Origin of the sequence: Enterococcus saigonensis, assembly GCF_011397115.1 — a bacterium.
GTDB lineage: Bacteria > Bacillota > Bacilli > Lactobacillales > Enterococcaceae > Enterococcus_C > Enterococcus_C saigonensis.
Map to the genome: position 1 here is coordinate 1950997 of NZ_AP022822.1, position 25445 is coordinate 1976441.

The 25445-nt window shown below is 35.9% G+C and carries 21 protein-coding genes, 2 pseudogenes and 1 riboswitch; of the genes and pseudogenes, 3 read left to right on the forward strand and 20 right to left on the reverse strand.

Annotated elements, in window-relative coordinates; all coding sequences use genetic code 11:
* Positions 1 to 61: 61 nt before the first annotated feature.
* Positions 62 to 1171: an alanine dehydrogenase gene (ald, locus tag EsVE80_RS09275; RefSeq protein WP_173103460.1), complete on the forward strand. Its 1110-nt coding sequence runs from the start codon at positions 62 to 64 to the stop codon at positions 1169 to 1171.
* Positions 1172 to 1246: 75 nt separating this feature from the next.
* On the opposite strand, the gene EsVE80_RS09280 is transcribed toward ald, so the two are convergent.
* From EsVE80_RS09280 to EsVE80_RS09340, 13 genes and pseudogenes are all read right to left on the reverse strand, one after another.
* Positions 1247 to 1849 (reverse strand): GTP 3',8-cyclase MoaA family protein, encoded by a 603-nt coding sequence (locus EsVE80_RS09280; protein ID WP_173103461.1) that lies wholly within the window; start codon positions 1847 to 1849, stop codon positions 1247 to 1249.
* A 198-nt stretch (positions 1850 to 2047) separates the two neighbouring features.
* Entirely contained in the window at positions 2048 to 2791 is a 744-nt protein-coding gene (locus EsVE80_RS09285; RefSeq protein WP_173104179.1) for an ABC transporter ATP-binding protein, read from the reverse strand.
* Positions 2792 to 2793: 2 nt separating this feature from the next.
* Positions 2794 to 3795: an ABC transporter substrate-binding protein gene (locus EsVE80_RS09290; RefSeq protein ID WP_173103462.1), complete on the reverse strand. Its 1002-nt coding sequence runs from the start codon at positions 3793 to 3795 to the stop codon at positions 2794 to 2796.
* Positions 3792 to 4559 carry an ABC transporter permease gene (locus tag EsVE80_RS09295; RefSeq protein WP_197745890.1) on the reverse strand — a complete coding sequence of 256 codons (768 nt, stop codon included), beginning with the start codon at positions 4557 to 4559 and terminating at the stop codon, positions 3792 to 3794. The genes EsVE80_RS09290 and EsVE80_RS09295 overlap by 4 nt, the downstream gene beginning before the upstream one ends.
* Positions 4528 to 4823: pseudogene (locus EsVE80_RS09300) on the reverse strand (thiamine-binding protein). Before EsVE80_RS09300 ends, EsVE80_RS09295 begins: the two are co-directional and overlap by 32 nt.
* 226 nt (positions 4824 to 5049) lie before the next feature.
* Positions 5050 to 5151: riboswitch (TPP riboswitch) on the reverse strand.
* 100 nt (positions 5152 to 5251) lie between these two features.
* The gene (locus EsVE80_RS09305) at positions 5252 to 6304 is read right to left on the reverse strand and encodes an AbrB family transcriptional regulator (protein ID WP_173103463.1); all 1053 of its coding nucleotides are present in this window, start codon (positions 6302 to 6304) and stop codon (positions 5252 to 5254) included.
* 263 nt (positions 6305 to 6567) lie between these two features.
* On the reverse strand, positions 6568 to 8550 hold the full coding sequence (locus EsVE80_RS09310) for a glutaminase domain-containing protein (protein ID WP_173103464.1): 1983 nt from the start codon (positions 8548 to 8550) through the stop codon (positions 6568 to 6570).
* A gap of 57 nt (positions 8551 to 8607) precedes the next feature.
* On the reverse strand, positions 8608 to 10740 hold the full coding sequence (locus EsVE80_RS09315; protein ID WP_173103465.1) for a GH92 family glycosyl hydrolase: 2133 nt from the start codon (positions 10738 to 10740) through the stop codon (positions 8608 to 8610).
* A gap of 27 nt (positions 10741 to 10767) precedes the next feature.
* A complete protein-coding gene (locus EsVE80_RS09320; RefSeq protein WP_173103466.1) occupies positions 10768 to 11397 on the reverse strand; it encodes a YesL family protein in 630 nt (209 codons plus the stop codon).
* Between the two features lie 5 nt (positions 11398 to 11402).
* Positions 11403 to 12305: a carbohydrate ABC transporter permease gene (locus EsVE80_RS09325; RefSeq protein WP_197745892.1), complete on the reverse strand. Its 903-nt coding sequence runs from the start codon at positions 12303 to 12305 to the stop codon at positions 11403 to 11405.
* Positions 12306 to 12323: 18 nt separating this feature from the next.
* The gene (locus EsVE80_RS09330) at positions 12324 to 13301 is read right to left on the reverse strand and encodes an ABC transporter permease (RefSeq protein WP_173103467.1); all 978 of its coding nucleotides are present in this window, start codon (positions 13299 to 13301) and stop codon (positions 12324 to 12326) included.
* A gap of 151 nt (positions 13302 to 13452) precedes the next feature.
* A complete protein-coding gene (locus EsVE80_RS09335) occupies positions 13453 to 15030 on the reverse strand; it encodes a type 2 periplasmic-binding domain-containing protein (RefSeq protein ID WP_173103468.1) in 1578 nt (525 codons plus the stop codon).
* Positions 15031 to 15098: 68 nt separating this feature from the next.
* Positions 15099 to 16928, reverse strand: coding sequence for a sugar-binding domain-containing protein (locus tag EsVE80_RS09340; protein WP_173103469.1), 1830 nt, complete (start codon positions 16926 to 16928; stop codon positions 15099 to 15101).
* A gap of 240 nt (positions 16929 to 17168) precedes the next feature.
* Here EsVE80_RS09340 and EsVE80_RS09345 point away from each other — a divergent pair, with 240 nt between their 5' ends.
* On the forward strand, positions 17169 to 18074 hold the full coding sequence (locus tag EsVE80_RS09345; RefSeq protein ID WP_173103470.1) for an ArsR/SmtB family transcription factor: 906 nt from the start codon (positions 17169 to 17171) through the stop codon (positions 18072 to 18074).
* A 399-nt stretch (positions 18075 to 18473) separates the two neighbouring features.
* Here EsVE80_RS09345 and EsVE80_RS09350 read toward each other — a convergent pair whose 3' ends face one another.
* From EsVE80_RS09350 to EsVE80_RS09365, 4 genes are all read right to left on the reverse strand, one after another.
* Positions 18474 to 18857, reverse strand: a complete 384-nt coding sequence (locus EsVE80_RS09350) for a hypothetical protein (protein ID WP_173103471.1) — start codon at positions 18855 to 18857, stop codon at positions 18474 to 18476.
* A gap of 515 nt (positions 18858 to 19372) precedes the next feature.
* Positions 19373 to 20575: a site-specific integrase gene (locus EsVE80_RS09355; protein ID WP_002295028.1), complete on the reverse strand. Its 1203-nt coding sequence runs from the start codon at positions 20573 to 20575 to the stop codon at positions 19373 to 19375.
* Between the two features lie 59 nt (positions 20576 to 20634).
* Positions 20635 to 20838 carry a DUF3173 domain-containing protein gene (locus EsVE80_RS09360; protein ID WP_002295027.1) on the reverse strand — a complete coding sequence of 68 codons (204 nt, stop codon included), beginning with the start codon at positions 20836 to 20838 and terminating at the stop codon, positions 20635 to 20637.
* Between the two features lie 141 nt (positions 20839 to 20979).
* Positions 20980 to 22212 carry a replication initiation factor domain-containing protein gene (locus EsVE80_RS09365; RefSeq protein WP_002295025.1) on the reverse strand — a complete coding sequence of 411 codons (1233 nt, stop codon included), beginning with the start codon at positions 22210 to 22212 and terminating at the stop codon, positions 20980 to 20982.
* 161 nt (positions 22213 to 22373) lie between these two features.
* Between EsVE80_RS09365 and EsVE80_RS09370 the strand changes: the two genes are divergently transcribed.
* Positions 22374 to 23186, forward strand: a complete 813-nt coding sequence (locus tag EsVE80_RS09370) for a helix-turn-helix domain-containing protein (RefSeq protein ID WP_002295024.1) — start codon at positions 22374 to 22376, stop codon at positions 23184 to 23186.
* A 796-nt stretch (positions 23187 to 23982) separates the two neighbouring features.
* Here the strand turns inward: EsVE80_RS09370 and EsVE80_RS14025 are convergent.
* The 3 genes and pseudogenes from EsVE80_RS14025 to EsVE80_RS09380 form a co-directional block, all read right to left on the reverse strand.
* A pseudogene (locus EsVE80_RS14025) lies at positions 23983 to 24217 on the reverse strand (hypothetical protein).
* The gene (locus EsVE80_RS14085; protein WP_071868827.1) at positions 24201 to 24398 is read right to left on the reverse strand and encodes an accessory gene regulator B family protein; all 198 of its coding nucleotides are present in this window, start codon (positions 24396 to 24398) and stop codon (positions 24201 to 24203) included. Before EsVE80_RS14085 ends, EsVE80_RS14025 begins: the two are co-directional and overlap by 17 nt.
* Before the next feature lie 137 nt (positions 24399 to 24535).
* Positions 24536 to 25414: an ROK family protein gene (locus tag EsVE80_RS09380; RefSeq protein ID WP_025477583.1), complete on the reverse strand. Its 879-nt coding sequence runs from the start codon at positions 25412 to 25414 to the stop codon at positions 24536 to 24538.
* Positions 25415 to 25445 lie beyond the last annotated feature (31 nt).

Consider the following 25445-nt stretch of genomic DNA (forward strand, 5'->3'; position numbering starts at 1 on the left):
TTGCTACAAGTAAATGATTTCACTTTTATTTCCACCATACAGCAAAAAAGGAGCGATGCAAATGCGAATCGGAATTGCCAAAGAAATTAAAAATCATGAAAATCGGGTGGCTCTACCGCCCAGTGGTATCTTGGAGCTTGTAAAAACCGGTCACACAGTGTTAGTAGAAAGCGGCGCTGGTTTGGGTTCTGGTATCACGGATATGGAGTACCAAAATGTTGGCGCACTTTTAACTTCTACTGCTGAAGTTTGGCAATGTGATCTAGTGATGAAAGTCAAAGAACCACTTCCAAGTGAATACCAGTATTTTAGAGAGGGACTAATTTTATTTACTTACTTGCATTTGGCAGCCAATAAGGAATTAACAACAGAATTAATGCGAAGTGGCGTTACGGCTATTGCTTATGAAAATGTCCAATTAACAGATGGTAGTCTTCCACTTCTATCACCTATGAGCGAAATTGCCGGTAGAATGGCCGCCCAAATTGGCGCACAATACTTACAACGAACTTTCGGTGGCAAAGGAATTTTACTTGCTGGTGTTCCTGGTGTCCGTCAAGGTAATGTAGTGATTATCGGGGGTGGCGTTTCAGGTTACAACGCTGCTCGACTAGCACTTGGCTTAGGAGCTCGGGTAACAATTTTAGATATTAATATCAATCGCTTAAAAGAATTGGATGCTAGTTTTAACGGTCAAATCCAAACACTAGTTTCTAATGAATTAAATATCCGAACTTCCTTAAAAACAGCCGATTTAGTAATCGGAGCTGTCTTACTTCCTGGTCACAAGGCCCCCATTCTTGTGACTGAAGAAATGGTAGCTACCATGCCAAAAGAATCAGTTATTGTTGACATCGCAATTGATCAAGGGGGAATTTTTGCTACCGGTAGTAAAGTTACAACACATGAGAATCCAACGTATATGCAATCAGGTGTTATCCATTACGCCGTTGCCAATATGCCAGGAGCTGTACCACAAACTTCAACATATGCTTTAAGTAATGCCACCTTACCTTACGCGAAGTTATTAGCAACAACCCGATTAGAACAGTTATTACAATATAATAATGCTTTGTACCAGGGGGTGAATACTTATAAAGGACACTTAACTATGCAGGCTGTTGCCGAGGACTTGCATTTACCGCATACAGAACTATCGGCACTGATTTAAGCAAAATATAAAAGACACTAAAAAAGTAGTGGAAAGTTTCAAAGAAACTTTCCACTACTTTTTACTATTATCAAACTAACCACCAATCTGACTCATATGACGCCAAGTAGGTTGTCGTTTTTTTACTTTGTCTTGCTCATCTAATGCCATCTGATGATTTTTGGGCTTATCATGTAAAGCAGTAAAAACAGCAGTATAAAAGGCTGCAGCGTCATCTAATTTATTGCGCAAATTTATTTCGTCTGCCCAATATAGACAAGATTTCAAACAACCATCAGCAGTAACCCGCAGACGATTACAACTTTCACAAAATTGACAACTAACAGGATGAATCAAACCAAAAGATCCTTTAGCACCTCTAATTTGATAATTTTCTGAAGGCCCATTTCCAGATAGTTTCAGTTTATCATATACCCAACCCTCATCTTGACAAATAGTAAAAACTTCTTTCACACCAGCATATCCTTGTAGCCAATTATCTTTTTGACTAGCAATGGGCATAAATTCGATAAAGCGTACATTCACCGGCTGTGTAATCGTATACTGTAGAAAGTCTTTTAATTCTTCTTGATTTTGTCCGTGAATCACAACAGTGTTCAACTTAATTGTTTTAAAGCCTTGCTGACTTGCAGCTTCAATTCCTGCTAATACTTTTTCTAACTTGCCGCCACGAGTCATCTGATGATATTTTTTTGCATCAAAGGTATCTAAACAATGGGTAATCTAGCTAAGTTTTATTTTCTTTTGAATCACTATAAATTCAATAAGAGAAAAAAGAACAAAACAAAAGACCTCCCCAAAATACTTTATAGCTTGTCTCTAAGTAAACGCAGTCAGCTAACCGGTATTTAAGTTCTTTTGTTTTGCTCTTAGTTGTTAATTTATCTGCATTTTTTGTAGAATACTTCTTTTGTAGTCAAGAAAAGCAGGTGTTAAGGAAAAGTCCTCTTCTTTATTTTCTGGACGAGAAACGGTAATCGTCGCAGTTATCTTTCCTGGCGAACCAGCTAGCAGATAAATCTGATCAGACAAAAAAATTGCCTCATCAATATCATGTGTAATCAACAACGTTGTCAATGACAACTCTTTTTGAATTTTTAAAAACCACTGATGCAAATCACGTTTTGTGATAGCATCCAGTGCACTAAAAGGCTCATCCAGTAAAATTAGTTCACCGGAAAATAAATACGTACGTAGCAGTGCTGCTCTTTGGCGCATGCCACCGGATAAAGCATTGGGATAAACTTTTTCGACACCTAACAATCCAAATTCAGGTAATAATGTTGCCACTTTTTTTAAAGCCGTTTTTTTCTTTACGCCTTTTAAAATCAGCGGCAATGCAATGTTGTCCTCAATTGTCTTATATGGAAGTAATAGATCTTTTTGCAACATATAAGATACCTTCCCAGTTTTCCCAGTTATTTCAGTATTATTCAACTGAATACTGCCACTGTCTGGTAACTCTAACCCAGCGATTAGATTAAATAATGTCGTTTTTCCTACGCCGCTGGGACCTAACAAACTAATAATTTTTCCTGTAGGAACCGCTAAAGAAATTTGGGAAAGAATAGATTTATCACCATAGTTTTTATTGATACTATCAACTATTAACTCCACTATCATCACTCACTTAAATAGTCATTAGTAAATCCGGTATTCTTCGGTATTTTTTTTGCCACTAGTTTATTTTCTGATAACCAATCATAAAATGCGTTCCACCGTGTGGAATCAATATAACCCCACTGTTTTGCTTCAGCTTGATATTGTTTACTAATCCAAACTTGGCTTTTTTCAACTAAATTTTTATCTAACTCTGGTACTTCTTGACATAAAATAGTCGCGGCAGCCTTAGGATCTTGAATGGCGTCTTCATACCCTTTTCTAGCCGCAGCTAAGAATTTTTGGGCTGTTTTTGGTTTTTCTTTTAAAAACGTATCGTTAGCAAAAATGACCGGCGTATAGTAATCAAATACAGGATTAATATCTTTGAAGTTAAAATAATCAAGTGCTACATTATCGACACCTGCTTTTATGCCACCCCAACCGTAAAAAATCCAAATGGCATCTGCTTGCTTTTGCTTTAAAGCTAGCGGTTCATCGACAATTGTATTGGGAATTAATTTTACTTTATTAAAATCCCCGCCATTGTCTTTTGCCATAACATCTTTTATCATTGCTTGTTCAATTGGTGAATCCCATGTTGCATATATTTTTTTCTCCAATCCTTTGGGGTGATCTATTCCTGATCCTTTTCTTGAAATGATTCCTGAGGTATTGTGCTGCAAAATTGCCGCTACTGTTGTAATTGGTAACGGCTTATCTGAAACATAATTTGCCGCTAATGAATCTTGAGCAGAAATACCGAATTGAGCTTTATTGCTAGCCACAATCGTGCTTGCATCTCCATCAGATGGTTGAACAATGGAAACATCTAAACCCGCTTGTTTGAAATACCCCTTTTCTTTTGCTACATATAATCCGGTATGATTCGTATTGGGAGTCCAATCCAAAACAAAAGTTACTTTTTCTAATTTATTATCATTTTTACTTGCTTGTCCTTTATGACAAGCACCTAGTGTTATCAATGTTGCAATTAATAAAAAACCACTGACCAATTTTTTCATTTTTTTCCCTTCTTCCATGGCATCGCAATTTTTTCCAATACGAAAACTGTACCTAAAAGTAGCATGCTTAAAGCTGAAATTAATAAAATTACCGCAAACATTTTGTCAAAACTATAAGATTTTCTAACTCGCGTCATATAAACACCTAGACCTTCAAAACCGCCAAGCCACTCGGATACCACCGCCCCAATCAACGCATAGGTTACCGCAATTTTTAAGGCCGCAAAAAATGACCCTAAGCTAGCTGGTAATTTAATGTGCAAAAAAATCTGATACTTTTTTGCTCCCATCGACTGCAATAATAGAATTTCATCCGGATCAATAGCCGCAAAACCGTTTAATAAACTTAACGCCACCGGAAAAAAGATTGTCAAAATAATCAATACAACTTTTGGTAATATTCCAAAACCCAACCAAACAATGAGTAATGGCGCTAATGCGACTGTTGGAATGGTTTGGCTTAAAACTAATAATGGATAAATGGCTTGTTTCAACCAAGGAATATGATCCATAATAACAGCCAAAACAAAACCTAATAAAACACCAGCAAAAAGACCGACGATAGCTTCTAGCAAAGTCACCTTAGCATTTGCGGCTAACTGGGGCCAATCTGTCAATAAAGCTTGTAAGACAGCTTTGGGGCTAGGTAGCATAAAAGCAGGGATAATAGCTTTTGTCGTTACAAATTGCCAAGCTATTAAAATCAGTCCAAGTGTTAGTAACGGAATAAAATTAATGTTGATGTTTATTCGTTTTTTCGGCAATGGTCAGCCCATCTCCTTTTGGTGTGTATGCAATTTTTACATAGGCAGAAACACTAGGTGCACCCGCATTAATAGCAATTAATTGACATTGTTTTACAATTTCCATTAACCCTTCATAATCTCCTTCAATGCTTGTTTCAAAAGCTCCTACTTGATAGGTATATCCTGTACTTTTAATGTAGGCGATAACCTCATCGACAATTGTAATGACTCCTTTTTACTTTCTACTTTTGGTAAAACTTGAATTGCGATACTTGCGTTCATTTTCTTCACACTCCATTATTTTTTACCGATACGTGAATTGCGATAGCCAAAAGAAATTTTAAAAAAAAAACATGTAATAACTAAAATATCCTACAATAGACACTTGAGTCTTATTTAAATTTTAAGACTAAAAACAAAAAACCTCAGTATCATAAGACGATACTGAGACACAAGTTCTATTATTCAACTGCGCAAAAAGTCACTTCTAAATAAAACAGCCTTATGCGCACCAAAATAAACGCCTTACCTACGTCAGCATTATCTGAATCAGGTTAACGGGTCGAAGTCGAACTTCCTCTCAGCCATTATAGCTCCCCACATATTCGGTTGCCTTTAAACTAACAAATAAAAATAAATGGGTCAAGTTTTTTGGTATATAATACTAAAAACGTAATCATCCATTTTTAACAGCTGTTTAATGAAAATGATTATGTCAACCAACGAACAATATTAGGTAAAACTATGATGGTATATAAAGTACGACAAATTTGAATTCCAGCAATTTTAGGCATGTCTCCACCTAATTCTCCCGCGATTAAGGAAATATCTGTCGCCCCAGCTGGTGAAGAAGCAAATAACGCTGACTTTAAATCTAAAACACCACGTTTTGATACGATATAACCGAACACTACATTTATAACGAGATAGCTTCCCAGTAATAATAGAGCTGGGATTATTAAATGTGACATTTGTTTTAAGCTTTCTTGCGTAAAGGTACTGCCAATAATTGTTCCGGCAAAAATTTGTGCGATATAGCGAATGTTAGTGTTTAATTGCGTTGTATTTTTTAGTATTTTCAAAACACTAGAAAAAATTAACGAAAACATTAATGCACCTGCAGGAATATGAAGTGATAAACCAATCAACCCTCCAATACTTGCAATAATGAGAATGAGACTATCATTTACAATAAAGTCGCTGGTCCCAACAGGTAACTGTTTGACCATTTTTTTTACCTCGAGTGATTTTAAAGCATCATCTTTTTTTTGAAAACGTTCAAGAAGTAGCTTGATCCAATACGGAAGAATAAGCAGCATTCCGACTAATCGCACCAGTTGCATCGTCGCAACAATTTCTGATTGTGCCCCCATATCGATACTGATTAAAGATACGTCCATAATCCCACCTGGCATACAAGAAAGCAAGGCAGTAATTAGATCAATTGAGAAAAATGTATGAATCAAAAAACCAATAACAAACATATTAACTGTAAATAGTGTCATCAAAAATAGAATTGATTTTGCTAATTTAGGAAAGTTAAGAAAGTCATTTTTTGTTACCTGCTGTCCAATGTACGCACCACTAATTATTTGAGCAAAAGTTTTTAAATTATTCGGCATATACATTTCATTAGATAAAATAGAAAAGAAGGCTACTGCTAACATGCTTCCCGTCATAAAAGGAGCTGGTAGTTTTATCTTTCTTGCTATTAACCCACCAATCATTCCAACAATCAACGTTTCTATTATTTTTGCAATCATTTATCAACCTGCTTTCTAAAATATACGTATACGGAGATTGTGAATAAACCTAGTCATACTTTACCTATGTCAGGCATAAAACGCTTTATTCTAAATTTTACCTTTTCTTTTTTTATTTGTATCTTGTAAAAACAAAAAGAACACTAAAAGAACAAAATAAAACGGTAGAACTTTTTGTCTTACTCGGATAGTGAAATTTATGTAAGATTAGCCAAACAAAAAACTGAGATAAAAGTCATGATGACTTTTATCTCAGTTTAATTTTATGCCCTAACAAAATTTTTAACTAATGCATTTTTTAGTAAGGGCATAAACATAGCCCCCACCACTGTTCTGTTCTTAAAGTTCATTACTTGGGCACTTTTAGTATCATACCAATCAGAAAATGGAACCCGATTTGGCGTATTTTCTAAATAATGACAAACTGGACCAATGATTTGTTCCATTTCTTCTTCATTTTTAGCAAAAATTGAAATCCACATAATCCAATCTGCTTTAGTATAATCAGCTCGTTCATCCAATGGAATTCCAAATTCATTTGCCTCTGCTAAATATTTCTTAATTTCTTTTTCCATTAGTTCAGCTGGAAATAGGCCAAGCTCAAACAAATTGTCCCAAACAATATTGTATTTCATGCTCCAACTATCTGGTCTGTCAAAAGCTAACGGTGTATGTTCTCCATTTGATACAGCAGTCTTTTGCCAATTATTCGCCATTTTTTTTGCCTGATCTGAATAAAGTAATCCTTCTTTTTTGTAACCTGCTGCCTGTAAGGCTTTACCAAACATTCCAAGCGCTGTAATCGCCTTTAATGCTAAGTTACAATTATGTGCCAAATGACCAGCAAAATCATCCGTACATAGCTGATTTTCAGGGTCTTGACCAAACGCAGCTAAATAATCTGCCCAACGTAAATTCATTGCTAAATGTTGATTGAAAAAAATATCATCCCCATCCCGCAAATAAATTGCTGCTGCCATCGCTAACATATTACCACTTTCTTCAATTGGCATTTGTTGCTCATAATGATAAACATTTTGTCCTATAGGTAATTGATAATAATCATAAACCGTATCATAGGCCCCACGATCTGACCAATCTTTACTACCATGATTTGTTTTTTCACCATATACTTGTCCTGTCGCATATGGATAACGTCCTACATCATGGGGGGCAAACTCAAACTCCCAAACTGGTAAATCAGCAAACCTATAAACAGGGCGTAACATTCCCTTGGCTAACTCTGTTTGATAAAGTAGATAAAGTGGTATTGAAGGATAACTGATATCTACTGTCCCAATACAGCCATTTGAACTACATTCTTTAGATAAAAAAACAATCTCACCTTGCTCATCGCGGATTAACTTGTGGGCACAAATAGACTGACGATAACTAAAAGCAGTAATAAAATCTAATGTCTGGCCACCTGCATCAATCGCCGCTTGTTGAATTTTTTCATCAATTTTTCGACAATTGGCTAAACGTGCAGGTATATTTGCCAAATAGTCTTGTAGTAAATCAGACATACCTCGATATTTTTCTTTCCACAAAGCGTTAGTAGCAGTACCAAAATAATTAATCGCATGAATATCATCATAGGCGGCTAAAATAGTAACTACTTCATTTGATGCAATTGAAAAATTAGCTAATAACATATCACGTTGTTTTTGGTACGTAATTGGAAGACTTTTTGGGGCAGCAAGGTAAAAATATCCCCAATTAATATCGATTAAATCACCAGTTGAATCTAAAGGTGTTTGACGCCCTTTTCCCATCCAAACCATCTTCTCATTGTCAGTTGTAATTAGACGCCAGTGGAGTTCATCTTGTGTTTGATCCCGGCAAATTTCTTCTGAAAATGCAAAAGTAATTATAGCTTTTTCATCATTTTTCACGTTTGCATTAACCGTAATCATCGTGACCGGTTCGCTAATTTTTTGTAAATCTTGCAAGTCCAAGTCGACTGAAAACGTCAACTCTAAATGAACAACCTCATTTTCAAAACTATATTTTGTTTGAGTTGCTGTCACTTCCAAATCCTTTTGCGCAATAGCAGGAATAAGATTATCAGATCCCATAAAACGATACGTAGTATCTCCTATTTGAATATATCCGCGCACTGGCTGTTCTTTACCGGTCCAACTTTGTGTATCGCAATCAGTTAAATGATCAGCTGGAGACCAAATTGAAAAATACGGATCACTTAAAATCAGAGGAATTGAGGATCCTCGGTTTACTTTTGTCATTCTCACAAACTCCATTTCTACATCAAAATCATTCTTTTAATTTCTCTTTTCGCATGTTTAGTTGGTTATTTTTGCTAGTTGTTCACTAACACTAGTTGGTAAAGTTTCATCAAAGCATTTTGAATTAGGCACCATTCCTAACTCAAAGATAAAATCTTTCCCTTTAACCAGTTCAGCATGAGAAAGCATGCACTTTTTAAAATCAGCTTTACTTTCAGTAATACGATGGATAAATTGCTGTTGGGGATTATTTAATGTTGTAGTAATTTTAATTTCGTTACCATTAGCTAAATGAATAACGGCTACATCAAAGTTTGGCATCCCAATTAAATATTCACCACTACCTGGACAAAATGGATAAAAGCCTAATGCATTAAAAATATACCAAGCTGCCATACTGCCGTTATCTTCATCACCAGGATATCCTTTAAAACCAGCAGAAAAGAGACGATTGATCGCTTGCTTTAAAATTGGTTGTGCAAAATATGGTTTTTTTATAAAGTGAAATAAGTATGGCAAATGAAAACTTGGTTGATTGCCAACATTAATCTGGCCAAAGCCATTAACTTCCATTTCAGCCATTTCATGAATCACATGTCCGTAACCTTCAACCGTATACGTTGGCGCTGTATTCGCAAGCGCGACTAAAGCTTCTTCAAAAGCAGATTCTCCACCATATAACTTGATTAAACCGGCAATATCATGATTTACAGCAAAGGTGGTTTGCCACGCTGACCCTTCTGTATAATCACCCCCCCATGAAAAAGGGCTAAAATTATCTTTGAATTGTCCTTTGCGATCTTTTGCCACCATGAATTTATCTTCATTTGAAAATAAATTTTGGTAGCGATAGGACCGCTCCTGAAAAATCTCGGCTATCTTACTTTCTCCTAATTTTTCAGCAACTTTTGCAATACAATAATCACTATAACTGTAATCCAAAGTATGATTGACAGATTCATGTAAATCCGATGGTACATAACCATACTTATTGTATTCATTGGCGTAAGAACGCCCTGCACTTCGTTTAGCTTCTTGTTGATTAGCAGAATGTAACATTCCTGTTAGAAATTCTGGCATTAATTCTGTTGCAATATCTTTGACAGCAGCATCTGCAATCACAGCATCAATATAATTCCCTGGCATTCCGCCAGAATCTTCAGGTGCCAACCATTTTGGCAAATAGCCACTTTCACGATAACTATTCAAGAAACCAGCCAATATCTTTTCATATTCTTCTATTTCAATTAAAGAAAATAAGGGATAAACACTTCTAGCTGTATCCCAAAAGCCATTATTCATGTATAAATAACCTGGTTTTATTTCATCAGAATATGCATCACGATGAATTGGTTGGTTATTTTCATCAAACTCATATAAGCGTTGTGGGTATAAAAAAGTACGATACAAGTTATGATAGAAGGTTTTCACCTTTTCTTTATCTTGATCAGATACCTTAATTTTAGCCAATTTCTCGTTCCAAAGTGCTGTCACTTGTTGCAACTGCACTGATTTTTCTGTTTGAGGCAGATTTTTTTTAGCAAATTCCGTAGAAATAAAGGAGGTCCCTAATCGTAATTCAATTTTGTTTGCATCTGCAAAAGAAATTTCATAAATCCCGTTTTCATCATTAAAATAGCTAATTTTTTCACTCACTTCAATACGGAAATAAAATTTCAACGGCGTAGTACGATGTACATGCAACTGCATGGAATAGCCTTCGATTACATTTCCTTGTGCTTTTGTGATTTTTCCATCTGTTGGAAAACTAACCATAATCCCTTTATCTGTTTGCGGTGAATCCATAGTTAAAATAGCACCATAATCAGATGGGATCAAAGTTGTATCTAATTGATTGTTTGGTTGTTTAATTTTTAAATAATGAGGATGAAACTCAGATTGCTGTGGTGCATAAGGTACTACAACCAAGCCTTTTGTATTTTTAGTAAAAGGTAAAATTCGTAAAGAACAAAAGTCCCCTTTTGTTCCTGCCCACATCGTTGGTTGATGTGATAAACGAAACCCTCGATAATGCATTGCTTCAGGGTGAAACCACCAGTTGTCTTCATGGGTTTCAATGGCAAAATAATTCATGCCAAATGGCATCCCTGTGAAGGGAAAACAATTTCCACGGGATAACTCAAAAGAATTACTGGTCGCATGACGCGTGTCAATTTGATTAATATCCATTTAGGAACTCCTTTAAAATTGCGTTTTTTAGTGATTGTCTTGTGCAAACGTACTTAAGTTAATATTTTTTTCAAGCCGCTCAAATTTTTTCAACATAACGTGGCTCATTCCGTAGGCAGGCAATGATACGCCGATGAAAATAATCAAAAGCGGACTAATGGCAAACAATAAACTGACAACTATAAAAATCAATACCATATAGATGACCTCTAAGGGACAAATAAGTAGGAATAACACCGGTTGTAAAATAGTCTTTACCCCTGTCACATCAAAATGAGCAAAAATAGGGAAAAACATTGCGACACCTAACAGCATGAGTAAGCGCGTGACTTTAATCGCAATTTCTAGTAACAAATTTCCATTTCCCACATTCGCTAAAACAACCGTTTCACCAAAAAAGAATAAACCAATTGCGATAAACACAGCACTAAATAATAGACTGCGTCGGAAATTCTCTACATAATACTTCTTGAACATTTGGAACAGATGATTTTCTGACTCATAGCGAATTTGTTGTCGCATACAAGCATAGAGCGCAATTGTTGCTGGGATGACTCCAAAAATAACGCCTCCTAAAAGTGTAAATAAAAGCCACAACCCATTTAATTTCATTAAATAGTAAATTCGATTAAATACTTCATAAATTTTATTAACCACTTTCCTTACCCCTTTATAGCTCCGACTAAAATGCCTTTTTCAAAATACTTGGCAACAATTGGATAAAATAACAAAACTGGTAACGTAGAGACAATCACAACGCTGTATTTCAACGTTAGTTTCAGCATCATTAATTCTGCTTGAGCGCTTCCTACCAAAGTTTGGTTCACGTCGTCACCGAATTGTCCTTGAATTAAAATTTCCCGTAAAATTAATTGTAGTGGGAAGCGCGCCCGATCCCGTAAATAAATCATGGCATCAAAGTAAGAATTCCAGCGTCCTACTCCATTAAACATGGCAATTACCACAATAATCGGTGTCGAAAGCGGCAATACAATTTTATATAAAAGTTGTAAATCATTAGCCCCATCCATATAAGCACTTTCCACTAATTCAGAAGGAATATTTTGCTGGAAATAAGTCCGCATTAAAATCATGTTATAGACACCAACAGCCCCCGGTAAAATCATTACCCACAGTGTATTGATAATACCTAAACGTTGGTTGACTAAATACGTTGGGATTAAGCCGCCGCCAAAGAACATTGTTATTGTGAAAAATAAAGTCAGCATTGAGCGTCCACGTAAATCTTTACGAGAAAGGGGATATGCGCCTAACGTGGTCACCACTACACTTACCAACGTACCTAACCCTGTATAAATAACAGCATTTTTAAAACCGATCAAAATGTCTTTATTTTTTAAAATTTCTGTATAGCCTTTGACATTAAATCCTCGAGGCCAAAGCAGCAAAGGTACCTCATAAATTTTATTAGGATTACTAAAAGAAGCATTTACCACAAACACAATTGGATATAATAAAACCAAAGTCAGCAATGTGATGATCACAATATTGACAATATCAAAAACCTTATCTGATTTTGTTGAGATGTATCGCATTTTTTCCATTTTGCTTGTTCCGCCTTCCTACCACAAACTATTTTCGCCAGTTTTTTGTGCAATCTTATTGACGACAAAAAGCATGATGAAATTGACGATATTATTAAACAATCCAACAGCAGCAGAAAAACTGTATTCCCCGTTAATCAAACCGACTTTATATGTATAAGTCGACAATACTTCAGAAGTTGCCAGATTTGAGGCATTTTGTAATAAATAGGCTTTTTCAAAACCAACAGACATCACACTGCCTGTCGCTAAGATTGCTGAAATAACAATCGTTGGCATAATCGCTGGAATTGTAATATTGAGAATACACTGCATCCGCGTTGCGCCTTCAAGATAAGCTGCTTCGTATTGATCTTGGGGCACGCCAGACATCGCAGCCGTATAAATCAACGTTCCCCAGCCGACACCTTGCCAAATTCCAGACCAAACGTAAACATGCGGAAACCACTTAGCATCGCCTAAAAAGTCTATTGGTTTCATGTGTAAAGAAGTTAAGATCTGGTTGATTGAACCTTGTTCAGAAAAGAAAAAAGTTACCATTCCAATAACAACCACAACTGAAATAAAATTGGGAATATAAGAGACAGTTTGAACCGTCGATTTGAACCATTTCCGCTTAATTTCGTTAAACATCAGCGCTAAAATTATGGGCAAAGGAATGCCAACTAGCAGACTATAAAAACTAACACGAATTGTGTTAATAATAATTTCTAAGAAGAAATAAGAATCAAAGAATCGCTGGAAATGTTTTAACCCAACCCAAGGGCTCCCCCAAATACCAAAAGCTGGTGAATAATCCTTAAAAGCAATCACAACACCATACATCGGCCAGTAATTCCAAATCAAAACAAACAAAACAGGGATGACTAGCATGATATACAGCCATTTATGTTTTTTCATATCGAATAATAACTTACTTAAAGCCTCCATCGGACTAACGAATAACGCATTCAGCCATTTGTGCTTTTTCATATCGAATAATATTTTTTCTACCATCTATTATTCTTCCTTTCTCCTTGTTTTATTGCACTGTTCAGCGCAGCATCTTAATCCTAAGCTGATTGGTTCAATAAAACATTTTGTCATAAAGAACCAGGCTTAAAGCTGTTTTTACCCTTTTTCTTTAAGCCTGGACAAACAGTTTTAGCTATTCTTTGTCATAACGTTCGTATTGCGTACGGCGAATTTCAAGTAATTTCTCTGAACCGATTTTTTTCAGCTGTTTCACATATTTATCCCAATCACTTGTAAAGTTCCATTCACCTGTTACAAACTTCACACGAGATTGTTCAACATAATTGTTCATATCTGTCATAATTGTCGACAACTGACCAGATTCTTCAGGTGTTGGCATTACTGGTGATAACATTTTTTCTGGCATGACATCTTCGTTAAAATCATCGTATTTAATTGGTTCTAAGCCTTGAGCAATATCACGGTTAGCTTGATTTGGATTTAAATATGGATAGCCTCCACCATAAACATTATCTAAATATTGGTACGCACCTAATTGTGCTCCTTTGTCGTAATTCAAAATTTTATCAACGTAAACATTTTTGTCTCCAACTTTATGATAAGTAACGCCCTCTTCTCCTAAATAACCAAAGTCAGATCCTTCTTGACTGTACCAATAATCTGTCCATTCTAATAATTTCCCTGGATCTTTACAGTCTTTGGTAATAACTAATCCAGAGGTTCCCACTGGCCCGTTAATAACTAAACTTTTATCTCCTTCAGGACCGGCAATAATATTAATTGGTGTATATTTCTCTTGAACGGAACCGCCAATGAACTCTGGGCTCACCCAAGTCCAAAGACCTACTGTATTATTCGCTGCATCGGCACGCCATTTATCTCCGTCAGCACCAGCAAAAGTATTCTTAGACATTAAGCCATTTTGGTAAAGATCTGCTTCATATTTCCAAACATCCTTCATTCGATCACTATTTAATGTTAGCTGCATCGAACCATCTTTTTCATAATAAACAGAAGACTCAATCCCTGTTCGTCCCCCTGTTCCCATACCGTAAGCTGCCATTAATAGCTTTTCAAAACTATTGGGTAGCTCTCCGCTGTTCATGTACCAACCTTGCTCGTCTGCTTTGCCATTGCCATTTGGATCTTTTGTAACAAATTGTGTTAACACTTCTTTTAATTCTTCAGTTGTACGTGGCTTTTCAAGGCCTAATTTATCCAACCACTCTTGGTTAATATAATATCTAAATGTTAAGCCCATGATTTGTGGATCAATGGATAATTCTGGTAAGAAATAGATATGACCATCGGGTGCGGTAATACTCTTTCTAATTTCTGGATGTTCTTCCATCAACTTATTAAAGTTTGGTGCATGTTTTTCAATTAAATCCTCAATTGGCTGGAACATACCTTGCCCACCATATTTTACTAGCTCATCTGACGTCCAATAAACTTGGTAAAAAGCATCAGGTAATTGTGATTCTGATAAAAGCAAATTTTTCTTTTCATTAATATCTTTTGTTTCCTGCCATGTAATTGGGACACCAGTCTTTTTCTCATACTCTTTCCACATCCAAAGATCTTTATTTTTTGGGTGGTCGGCACTGTGATCTGGACTTAATAAGGTAAAACCTTTGCTATCACCTGATTTCTCATCTGTACTTGCATTTCCAGAACCGCAAGCGCTAAGTGTTACTAATACAACCGCTGACAATGTCAATCCCAATAAAGATGTCTTCCATTTCTTCATATCTATTCCTCCAAAAATAAATTAAATTGCTAGCTTCTCTTACAAGAAACTGCGAATTAATGCCCTGTTTAAAAATTGTTCTCTATTTTCATTTCACTAAAGTTAACACGACGCTCATTAATTTCTTTAACTTTTGTCAAATCTACTTTGTCTTTACGATCTGCTGTTAACAAACCATTCACTTCCTGTTCAACATCTGTTAACTGGGTGTAACAAAAACCTGTAATATAAGGAATGCTTTGAATTCCCGCATGAATTTTTTCAAACCGTTCCATGAATTCGGTTTCATTTTTTACTTGACTTCCATACCCCCACTGGCCTTCGTTATCAACAGTAAAGGCAATACCCCCAAATTCACTAATCATGATTGGTTGACCTCTATAAGAAAAGCCCTTAGCAAAGGCGAACCAGCCGTCATTAAATTGGATTTCATTATTAAGTATCTTTTCTTTATTTGAATAACCATGGGTCGCAAAATCGTGTTGATCTGAATAGCGCTTAGCAAATGCTAAACCAGTTTCTTCGTAATCGTGTAAGGTCAAAATATCTGAAATTGTATGTTCCCATCCATCATTTGTAATAACAGGACGATTGGGATCAATTGCTTTTGTCAAATGGTAAATTCCTTCGGTGAAGTGTTGAGGACGTGCTTGTTCATTCACGCCTTTAATTCCCCAACTTTCATTAAATGGTACCCATGTAATTACGGCTGGGTGATTATAGTGTTGCTTCACAATTTCTAGCCATTCTTTTGTAAATTGTTCCAATGCAACATCGTTAAAAACATACGTTGATGGCATTTCTGTCCAAACTAGAATACCCTTTTCGTCACACAAATATAAAAACCGTTCGTCTTCAATTTTTTGGTGTTTGCGTAAACCGTTATAGCCCATAGCACTTATTTTTTCTAAATCTTTTTCTAAAGCTACAAGAGAAGGAGGGGTAATCCCTGATTCTGGCCAGTAACCCTGATCTAAAATTAGGCGTTGATACAATTGTCGATTATTTAATAAAATCTGACCATTTTCGATACTGAGTTTTCTCATTCCAAAATAACTATATACTTCATCTAGTAATTCCCCGGTTTGCGTGTACAAACGAACGGTTAAATCATATAAGTTAGGGGTATGAGGACTCCAACGATGTGTGCCTGAATCTGCATTTTCTTTAACACGTGTATCTAAGGTAAAGTTGCTCCCGTTGTGATGAAACAACCCCTTATGATAACTTATTAATTCACCTTTAAAACTTGCTTCGGCTTCAATGTAGTAACTTTTACTTTCTGGCAAAACAGCGGCATCTTTTAATTCCACTTCTACTTTTAATAAATCTAAATCCAACTCTGGTGTGAGTTTTAAATAATTTACCCGCTGGTTACCGGCTTCTTCTAACCAAACTGATTTCCAAATTCCAGTTGTTTGAACGTACCAGCATCCGAAATTATCTTTTAGCCAACGCTGCTTTCCTCGTGGCTGTTCACAAGAAAGTGAATCTTCTACACGTAATGTAATTGTATTTGTTCCTTTAGTTAAGTAAGGTTGCAAATCGAAAGAAAATCTTTCGTAACCACCTTTATGCGTTCCAAGTAAGGACCCATTTAGCCATACCTGTGTTTCAAAATCAACGCCTTCAAAGTAAAGGACACGGTTTTTATCCTCCGCTTGTTCAAAAGAACGTTGATACCAAACAATTTTGTGGTGAGACGTATCGTGAATGCCACTTCGTTCCGTCTCGTATGTAAACGGAACCAAAATTTTATGTGTTGCAGGTAATTTTCTAAACCAATTTTCTGATAGCCCAATATTGTCGTCATCAAAGGCAAAATCCCATTCTCCATCTAAACTTTGCCATTTTTTTCTTATCAACTGTGGTCGGGGATGTTCTTTCCTGTTTAACATACTTACCTCCAAAATTTATTTGGTTATTTTCAAAAAACATTATTGACCTTTCAGTTAACAAAGACTTATAATAACATTGCTATTTAACTTATCAGTCAACACACAAAATAATAACAGCGTTTTCATAGAGCGTCAATGCCGTTCTATCAACCTTAACTATTTTAACTAATTAGTAAATATACTCATAAAATTACACTGATATTAAAACTCAAACTTAACAAAAATGTAAAGGAGCCTAATATGATTATTGACACATCGATAAAATCTCTTCCAGTTTTACAAGCTTTAGCAAATGAAACTCGGTTAAAGATTGTAAATCAACTAGCAATTGGTGAAATGAATATTGGCGAAATAGCGAAAGCCTTAGCTATTTCAAATGCCATTACAACACGTCATGTCCAACAATTAGAAGATGCAGGCATTGTAAAAACACGGCGTTGTCCAGGAAAATTCGGCTTGCAAAAAATCGTTGCTCTTGCCATTGATCAAATTGGAATTGAATTTCCCGAAAAAATTTTTCCAGAATATCGACACTACCATGCTGATGTAAAAGTTGGACATTTTACTGACTACCACGCGGAGCCAACTTGTGGTCTAGCGTCAGAAGAAGGGCACATCGGCATGGCTGATCAGCCTCGTTCTTTTCTTGATAGTCAAAGAGTCAACGCACAATTAGTTTGGACTGGAAAAGGTTTTTTAGAATATAAAATTCCTAATTTAGTACAAACAGAAGACCATCTTGAGTTGTTAGATATTAGTTTTGAGATTGCATCTGAATTTCCTATTTCCAATAACACCTGGCCCAGCGACATCACGTATTATATTAATGGCAAGAAGCTAGGCAGCGATACTGTTCGAGGCAATTACGCAGATGTTCGAGGACGACTAACGCCAACTTGGTGGCCCGATACTTGCAGCCAATACGGCGAATTAAAACACATCCGAATTAATCAATACGATACAAGTATTGATGGCGTGCCAACAAGCGATTTAAATATTAACGACTTAGCGTTAAAAGGAACTGATTATTTTACATTACGTATTGCTTCTGAAGAAAATATGGAGCATGTAGGCGGTTTAACTCTCTTTGGCGACAAATGGGGTAACCACGAACAAAGTATAAAAGTTTTAACCTATGTAAGTTAATCTGAAATATACGTCGGCTGATAATAGCAAAAAAACGTTATTTTTAGATAATGCAAATACGGATATTATCTTTCAAAAATTTATTTTATGATAATAAGAAAAATTATTTTATGGAATATTTAGTGAAAAAAGCTTTTACCAATCAAATTCTTTCACATTTCAAAATGATATATACCATTGATATGATTATTTTTTTCTTACTATTTTGTTATTTAAAATTCACAAAAAACGACCAGCTAAAAGCTAGATTAATAATCTAGCTTTTAGCTGGTCACTTCATTTCAATTTCTTTTTTCTCCCCCCACTTAGAATACTAGTACAAAACATTTCGACATTTTTTGGTAGCAGTCTAAAAATTCAGCTTCAATAATTTAACTTGTCACCACGCTATCCTAAAAATTAGTTTGATAAATAATCATTCAGTATTTTACTCTCAACTGTCGTAGGTAAACGACTACCTTGTATCAGCTCTTGCCATTCATTTTTAGTCATGCCAACTTTTCCAGTTAACTCTTTTTCTGATAAATTTTCTCGTTTTGCTTTAGATTCAACATCTGTCATTAAAATGATTGCCTCTATCTCTTCATCCCTTAGTGAAGCTGTCTCAGACTGCTCGTAATTGATTAACTCTTTTAGTGTGTTCTTACTAAGCATCATTCCCAATCCCTGCGCCAGTTGCTTTACTTGCCGAAGAATAAAATCCTTGTCTTCTACTGCCATCATCTGACCTCCCTTTAAATAAATAATTGCTTCTTTAGCTACTTCCTGTCCATCTTTATCCATTTTTTCAAACTCGAAATAAGAATAATACTTGGAAATAGTGAAATTCCCATCACCATCTATACTAGTGTTAGTTGTCACTAAACAATAGCCATTAAGTAGCAAAGAAACAAATGAATGCTGCAAAATACATCATTATTCCTTTTTTCTTATTGCGTATCACGTGATCTATCTTCAATAAATATTTTCTTCTATAATTCTTGTCTTCATTCTACTCCTTTTAAGTCTTTTTTAAACTGCCTTATTTGATACACGAAAATATCCCTTATCTCGTAGTCTTTCCGGCACTTTTCTCTAATAAAAAAAGTGATAGAACAAAAAAAGCGACTTTTCAGTCGCTTTTGATAGAAGATTGGAAAATTCAAGCTAAAAGTTATTTTGCTCTCTTTAGAACAGTGATAAATTCCCATTTTCACAGCCTTTTGCCATTATTTTCGATACATCTTGAACAGGAGCAACTCAACCAAAAACACTGGTACGAAAGTATTTATATGTCTTCTGGTAGCGTAGTGGAAAACTCAGACTGGCAATAAATCGTCATTTTTCGAAAGAATAGCGCCCTCTTGAACATTATCAATCGCATTTACCACTTGTTGATCTGACTTCGCATATAAGTGACCGTAAGTTCCTAAAGTAATTTGAATATTCGCATGGCCCAATCGTTCTTGAATAGATAGCGGTTGAATATTCTGCTCAATTAGAAATGCAACATGAGAATGTCGTAGCGCGTGAAGTTTAATCGGTTTGACACCCGCTTTTTTGGCAGCCTCTTTTAACCAGTTTGCGAAAGAATAAGGTGGCGTAAATGTTCCGTCCAACTGAGCAACATATTCAAAATTTCCAATACGTTTTTGCAAGTCATACCACTGTCTGAGCTTTAATGAAAGTTTCTTTCCCATCCCAATCGTTCGATAAGCACATTTCGTTTTTGGAGTCGAGAAGTACCAATCATCTTTTGTATTATAAATTAGTGTCTTCTCAATCGTTATCGTGTTTTTTTCGAAATCTACATTCGACCAAGACAAAGCTTCAAGTTCTCCAATCCGAATGCCAGTATAAAAGAGCATTTCATACACAATCTTCCGATGGTGGGTTTGAATCTTATCGTCCTTCAATTCATTCATCACTTTTAGAAACTCACTGTGTTCCCAAAACTCAACTTTCTTATTATCAGAAGGAAGTGAAGAAACATCATCAACGGGATTTTTAGCAATCACCCCCTCTTTAACAGCCCGATCCAATACAATTTTTAAGTGTCCCCGAATCCGATTGATATAAGATTTTGATAACGTTTCGCCATTGACTTTTTTCCGCGAATTGCGTGACTCTGTCTGGCTTAGTTCAAATAACCAATCCTCAATATCGTGACTTGTAATATCTCGAACACGAAAATGATAGAAAAACTGCATTCGCTTTTCGAATATGAATTGCGCATTCTCATATGTTTGACTCTTCACCTGTCTCTCGTACCATTTTACAAACCTATCCTTGTAAAACTCTTCGAAAGTCATTTGATTGGTAGAACACAGTTGATTAGGAACTGTCTTGTTGAAATCATGTGTTTCCATATACTTGTCATAAGCAATTTTGGCATCTTTTTGTGAAGCATAACCTCGTTTAGTCTTCTGAACCTTTCTTCCATCTTCATCTATGCCCAGATATGCTCGGAAGAACCATTTTTTTGTCTTTTTATCTTGGTAAATATTTTTAATTTTTGGCATCGTACCATTCCTCCCTGTGCTTGAGAAAAGCTACTTTAATAGTACCGCGCTTGTACTGTTTATTCCGCAACTTGAATGTGAAAAAGATGTTCAATTACTCGAGATGGCACCACACCAACTTGGCGATTATTATAAAAATCTATTCCTTCAACCCGTGCAAGATACGTTTTGCTCTCTTTAATCATTCGTGCAGCTTGACTAGGTTTAAAGCCCATTTCTATCAAAATTGCACGATTTACCATGAAATCACATTTTGTTTCCAATCTCTCACCCCCTGATACTTTACTCCTTTTAAATTAATCCTCTTTATAATCAATTGTTTCTCATTCAATGGTTGTGTTATACTCGTCTTGTCGAGGCGGAGTACGTTGCACAACTTGTTGTGTAAGCAGTACTTTGCTTTTTTAGTAGCTTGTTTTCTCATTTGATATACTTTGTAGTTTTCGTTCATAATACTCAACCTCCTCCTGATAATATTCTGGGTCTGCCTTCATATTTTGGAGAAGTTTAATCTGTCTTGGATTCATTTCTCCTTGTTCAATAATCAAAGACAACAAGGAAGAATGAAACGTTTGATCCACTTGTGCAATAAAAGCTAGCGATGGCGAAACACCATGAATTAACCAATTCATACTTTTCTCAAAGCTTTGAGGAATTGTCTCTAAAGAAATGGTGATTGCGCCATGATTGCCAATAAAGGCTGCCCATTTTTTATCAACTTTTGCCCCTGGATCATTTGGATCACGGTCATAAAAACAAATTGCTCCATTAAGTAACTCAAAGAACAGTTTGGTTAAATCATGGGTTCTTGAAATAATCTTTGCTAAGCTTTGCGCTTTCTCTTTTCGATACCGTAGTTCAAAGCGATTTTTCACTTCTGCCTCTTCTAAAGGAATTCCTCGTCGCTTTCGTTGTTCATAATCCTTCTGATAAAAACAAAAGCGACATTGACTCTTCTTTGAGCCTAAATACAAGGTCTCGCCATTTGATTCATTATTTGTGATATCCGTCCCGCCATGGGATTCACTCACTTGAAAAGTGGTCCACACATGGCCTAGCGTTACCTTACGCTTAAGTTCTGGAATGCTGAGACTCCCCACAAAATCATCTAAAGTAAAATCAATCCGTGTAAAGTTTCCCTGATAAGCTAATACCTTACGGAAGAACTCTTGCCAGTTTGATTTTGCGGTCTTCAAACGCATGGCAAGATGTTTACAGCCTTGACCTGAAAACTCCATCACGGTTCCTTTTACCGTATCGTCAATGGAATACCGAATTGTGATTACTTGATTCCATACGTATTGGCCAATATAGCCCTTTGGCGCATAATCCAGTTCCTCAAAGCGTTCAATGGGCATGCCAATGATTGCCTCAATCAGTTTTAAATATTGATTCGAGAAAAAGTGAATGGTTAGATAATCAATCAAAACACGATTAACTGGAACTAGCTCTTCTTGCAAACTATCCAGTATAAGATTCAATTTTTCTTCACTTAATTGTCTCGTTCCTTTTTCTACCTTTGATAATAACGATCTCGAAATCCCTACTTTTTCTGCTAAATATCGCTGGGTCCACCCCCTTTCTTCTCGAGAAACTCGAATCGATTCCCCGAGATCATGTTGATTCACTTGATTCATAGAAAAACCTCCTTCTGCTATTAAATTGTCAAAGAACCCACAGACTTATTTTAAGTACAAATCGATTGTACGCCTGTATTTATTTTAAGTCAATACATTTTGACTTTTTTTAAGTACACACGTATAATAAATTTAAGAATTCATCCTGAGGAGGAGTTTTCATGGAGATAGACAAGCAAGCAGTGGGCAATCGAATTCGGCAGATTCGCCAAGAGTTAAAGTTGAGTATGGAGAAATTTGGCAAACTAATTGGTGATTTACCACGAAGTACAGTCAATAACTGGGAACGTGGAATTAACCTTCCAAAAACCGAAACCCTTCACCAAATTGCAGAGGTGGGTCATGTCACAAACGAATATCTTTTGTATGGTGATCAAGAAAATCAATACATTTTAGAAATGCTTCAAAAGAAGGCAGGTAAGCTTGATCCTGAGATTGAAGGACTGATAGTAGACGAACTGAACCGAGCTGGTCTTGTTAGTGAAAAAGAAATGGATCGAATGATTGAATTTTTTATTACAAACCTCATTCCACCAACTGAACAAGATCAATTTACTTTTCAATGTATCGATGAGAAAAAGCAGCTTTACCTTGGTTCAACCAATTTTGGTAAAGAAGCGCAACTCTATTTACACCATGATAATCAAAATCATATTCTGCACATGATGCCCTTTACCTTCTCAAACTTTAGTGTGGATCGCTTACTCGTTTATTTAGCAAATCAAGAATCCTATTCCTATTTTGGGAAACATTTGCCAAAGAAACTAGTTGAAAAAGCCATTCTTTTATACTCGATCAATCAATCAACCGGAGATGTGCGAATTGCCCCGTTGGTCTATTCAAAAGAAACAGCTTCTTATCAGTACACAGAGGACAATCAATATCTACTAGAACAACAATATCTTTATCTGCCATTCGTGATGGAAGTCGAGAAAGAACGTCTGTTAAACGCAGCGTATCCATCATCAAAATAAGGTGACAAGATTGATAAGCACGTGACAAAGAAAATACTGCTAGGACACTCCCCAATGGGTAGTTGTCACAGTTTCCTGTTCTTTGTTAGCCCCCTGTTAGAACCGGGGGCTTTATTCCTGCAGTCCGGCTACGCCTTCCTGCAATAGACAAAACTCCAGATCGGGTAATTCGCTTGTGGCGAAACCCGACCTGGAGTTTGTCTCTGTATTTTGAACCCTAACAATTAACCAAACTGACTGATATTCCCATAATCAGTGCGAAATAAGCCATTCAGTCCAGCTTTCCTACCTATCCCTCTGGTTAGTTCTTATTCCTTTTCCGAAAGGGATAAATGATTGGCTAAATCTGTGTACATTTCAACCTTCAAAAATGTTTTCGAAATATTTCATCAGCACATGTCATACAAATTACCGGTGCGTTCTCAAATTCTAGTTCTTTAATTGATTTCAATTGAGGAGCAGTTACTTTTGGCGGAAATTTCCATTTTGTCCAAACCTCTTCCCCCGTTGAAATTTCTTTGTTGCAATTATTGCAATGAAAAGTTTTCGTTTCAAAAATATAAATAATTGCTTTATCCAATAAAAGCTTTCTACTTCTCAAATTATTTTTCTCTAATAAGAAAAACAGAAAAGTAATAAGGTACAACAGTGATGATTCCCAATGAAGAACAAACCATAATAATATTTTTCTAACTTATCCCCTTCAAGGAAATAATTTCTTTTTTTTCACTAAAATAAAGAATTTCTTGCAAAAAATAGAAACTACAAAATTATCAATCATTTCAAGGTAATATAACTACCTGAGTTTATTATCGATTAAAATGCTAAGCTAACTACATTTGCAAGAGAAGCGAGAGTTAAAGGTAAATATAGAATTTCTACTTTTTTAGCAATAGAAATAGGAATAAAATATTTAAAATGTATAGAAACTTTCTTTTTTTTCTTGCTATCTTTTTATAATCACAACTCTCGATAATAGAATTACGATTTATTTTATACGGCTGAAAAAATCTATCACCAAAAAAATTCAAACATTAAGCCAAGGATTATGAAGTCAACATTTCGAAAAATGAACATACATTGGTAAGCAACTATAACTATTACCACAGACATAAAGTAACACAATATATTACTATTTAAGTGTACGCCACCAGTGAATATCCTCAAGGTATACAGCGCACAACAAAAAGAAAAAAGGAAACGCAGAAGCATTTCCTTTCAGTGATTTAATGAAAACAACACGATTTGACTTAGAGCCTTTTTATTTGAATTCATTTTCGCTTTATCCAACTTCATTTGATTACTCGGTTAAATACTTTTGACATGAGTATCAATGAAACATTCATTAATTATGGTTGCTTATTTCTTACTGCTTTTCTGGCCAATGCTAATCCGCCGATTATTCCGGCATTATCACCTAATTCGGGCGTAATAATGTAGCTATCAATTGGTGGTATTTCAACATATCCATTTATAAGCTCAACAAATTTATCCTGAACTTTTTTCTTCATGTGTTCTTGTTTCATTACACCACCGCCAAAAATAATTCTATCTGGCGAAAACATCAGTGTTGTATTGTATGCACATTGGGCAAGGTAAAAGGCTTCAATCTGCCAAAACGAATCGTCAGCCAATAAATTCTGGCCTTTTACACCCAACCGTTTTTCAATCGCTGGTCCTGCTGCCATCCCCTCTAAACAATCTTGATGGAAGGGACAGTTTCCTGAAAAATTGTCCTTTGGATGTCGCTTGATCAACATATGACCCATTTCCGGATGACTGAATCCCTCCACGAAAGTCCCATTGAGCAAGGCACCACCTCCTATACCTGTTCCCACAGTGAAATATGCAACACTTGCTAACCCTTTGCCAGAACCAGCAACATATTCACCATAGCAAGCCGCATTAACATCTGTTGTCCATTCAATCGGAATATTGAAATGTTGCTTTAGCGTTCCTACAAAATTGAAATTTTGCCAAGCAAGTTTTGGTGTTGATGTGATATGACCGAAACTCGTTGATTTGCATTGAACATCAATTGGACCAAAGCAGCCGACCCCGATGCCTGCCAATTGTTCCTTAAAAGGTTTAAAAAAATCAATGACCTGCTTCATTGTTTCAACTGGAGTTGTTGTGGGAAAACTGACTCTTTCCAAAATCGTTAATTCCTCAGTACCGACTGCACAGACAAATTTAGTCCCTCCAGCTTCAATTGCCCCATATATCATCATAGGTTCCTCCCTTCGAATATGTGAAAAA